Source organism: Prevotella sp. DNF00663 (assembly GCF_001553265.1).
Lineage (GTDB): Bacteria > Bacteroidota > Bacteroidia > Bacteroidales > Bacteroidaceae > Prevotella.
Genome location: NZ_KQ960605.1, coordinates 21,347 through 24,036, shown reverse-complemented (window position 1 = coordinate 24,036; position 2,690 = coordinate 21,347). Strand labels below are relative to the sequence as shown.

The window sequence follows — 2,690 nt, the reverse complement described above, 5'->3', positions numbered from 1 at the left end:
ATAGTCATTAAATTTTTATGAAATACGTTTTGTTATCTTTTGGCACGGCTCTTTCATTTAAGGACATTGTTGTTTTACAACGAATGAAACAAACGACCTTTTAAATGAAAGTGCCGTGCGAACAACAGAGTTGATGTTAGTGTGAAAGGTGGCTTATTTTGACTATTTACTAAGAGTTGATGAAGATTCATGATTTTTAGGTATTGTAATATTTTTATTTTTTTAATACCTTTGCAAATTAATTTAGTGTTCATCAAAGACATTAAAATGAATCTCTTAATTTATTATTTACAAATATTATTTCACATGAAGAAAAAATACTTAATCCTGAGTATGATTGTTATGATGTATGCATTTGGTAATGCCAAAGAGCATATTAAGACAGATTCAACGTATCTTTTAAAGGAAGTTGTTATAAACACTACGCGTATCCCTGAAATAAAGTCTAATGCTGCTGCAACAGTAACAATTATAGATCAAAAGCAAATTGCAACAATGAGTAAAGCTGAACCTGATTTATCTCACCTTTTAGGTTTACTCACTCCAAGCATGGCGTTAGCAAGCAATACAACAAGTTCACGCTCCCAATCTCTTCGAGGCAGGGGCGCGCTCATATTAATAGATGGAATTCCACAATCCACTCCATTAAGATCTACAGACCGAGACATACGTTCTATAGATGTTTCTGCTATTGATCACATTGAAATAGTAAAGGGTTCGACTGCACTATACGGAAATGGTGCTATTGGAGGTGTAATAAACATTATCACAAAAAAGAATACAAAAAATAAAAAGATTGCTGGTGCGTCTTCTCTCTCAGGTTCAACTTATAATTTTTATCATGGAACACAAGGAATGGGCTATCGTGTCAACCAACAACTTTATGGTTCTATAGATAAATTAAACTATCTTGTTAGCGGTTCTTTTGTAAAAACAGGTAGTAGTATTGATGGTTCTGGTGAATATATCTCTCCACGCTATGGATTAGGTGATACTTATACGTCAAACGCTCTTATTAAATTAGGTTATGCATTATCAGCCAAAAATAAGTTAGAATTTATGTATAATTTCTATCGGAGCCTGCAGCATACTGCTCTTGTTCAGCAAAAAGGAAAATATCTAAAGAGTCCAGCTATAGGTATCTTCGGTGAAAAAGACCCACAGGCTGCTGATGAGGGTACACCTTATAACCATAATGCGTATTTAAAATTTTCCTCTCGTAAATTATTCCCAAATACAGATTTTGAGGCGTCTATATATGGTACAAGTTTATACACAATATTTGATTTCAGAAAACATAACCCGAAAAAACCGCGCTGGGAAGAAAAAAGCGGACAAGCTACCATCAAAGATCAAAAGATAGGTTTCCGTTCTCAATTTAATACATTCTTGTCAATATCTGAAAATCTCTTCACTCGTCTTACCTATGGATATGATTATCTTTTGGATGAAACCTCCCAGCCACTTGTAGATGGACGTTATTGGGTTCCTAAACTTCAGAGTAGTAATCATGCTCCATTCTTGCAAACAAAGACAACTCTTTGGGAATGTCTTCATGTAAAATTAGGAGGACGTTATGACGTTATAGATGTCAATGTACCTGATTACGATATATTGCGTACAAAACTCAGCAGTCCTGAAGTACATGTTAAGGGAGGTAAACTAAAATATAATAATTTCTCATTTAATGCAGGCATATCTTTCAATAAGTTGTCGATATTTCAACCTTTCGTTGCTTTTTCGCAAGGTTTTTCTATTTTTGATTTAGGACGGACGCTGCGTGCAGCTAAAGAAGACGTTTTATCCAAGATTATTACTAATCCAGTAAAGACAAATAACTTTGAGTTAGGTGTATACTCTGATATCAATCATAGGTTACAGCTAAATGGATCTGTTTTTTATACCTATTCAAAGTTGGGTAGCGACCTTAAGATTGATGAAGCTGGTTTTTGGGTAGTCAACCGAACACCTCAAAAGGTATATGGAATGGAATTGAATGCAGATGCGCAAATATTAAACAACTTAAAAGCAGGTGCCAATTTCTCATGGTTTGAGGGGAAGCTCAAGTCTACTTCAGAGAAATGGGATACCTATATGTCTAACATATCTATCCCAGCAGCCAAGTTTGCTGTATATATTGATTATGCTCCTATTAAAAATATGTATATGCAGCTACATTACGTTCATACAGGAGACCGTAACCGCTTTGACACCACAGATAAAGGTATATATAACGAGGGTGAAGGAAAAGTTAGTAGTATAAATTTACTCAACTTTTCAACAGGAATAAGTTTAAAGGATTGGGAACTTAATTTAGGTATCTCAAACTTGCTTAATAATACTTATTATACGCCAGCTTCAATGTTAATGGCAAGAGATGCAGAGTATGCGCATGCTGATGGACGTAAGATAACATTAACTGCAACATTTAAATATTAAAAACAGAGGTCACAATGATGACCAGCAGTAAATATATATTGGCTGGTTCTATAAATTAGCTTTGTTAGATTTTGAGCTTATTTTTGAGGTCAAAATGCAAGAGGGTGAAGGAGTGTAGCGAGCTACACGACTGAACGAACTTACATTTTGAACCAAAAACGGAGCAAGCCGAATGCAATTAAACTTGTTTGAATTGTTGAGGCGCAGCCTGTTTTATATAAAAAGAAGCCAAAAGATAACAAAACGTATTT

General features: G+C 34.6%; 1 protein-coding gene. It reads left to right on the top strand.

Going from position 1 to position 2,690, the window contains the following annotated elements; translation table 11 throughout:
• Window positions 1-306: 306 nt before the first annotated feature.
• A complete protein-coding gene (locus HMPREF3034_RS03870; RefSeq protein WP_062433384.1) occupies window positions 307-2,439 on the top strand; it encodes a TonB-dependent receptor in 2,133 nt (710 codons plus the stop codon).
• Window positions 2,440-2,690: the final 251 nt, after the last annotated feature.

What these genes read in the sequence shown, in the direction of transcription:
- HMPREF3034_RS03870 (WP_062433384.1), top strand. Translation starts at nt 307, where the DNA reads ATGAAGAAAAAATACTTAATCCTGAGTATGATTGTTATGATGTATGCA.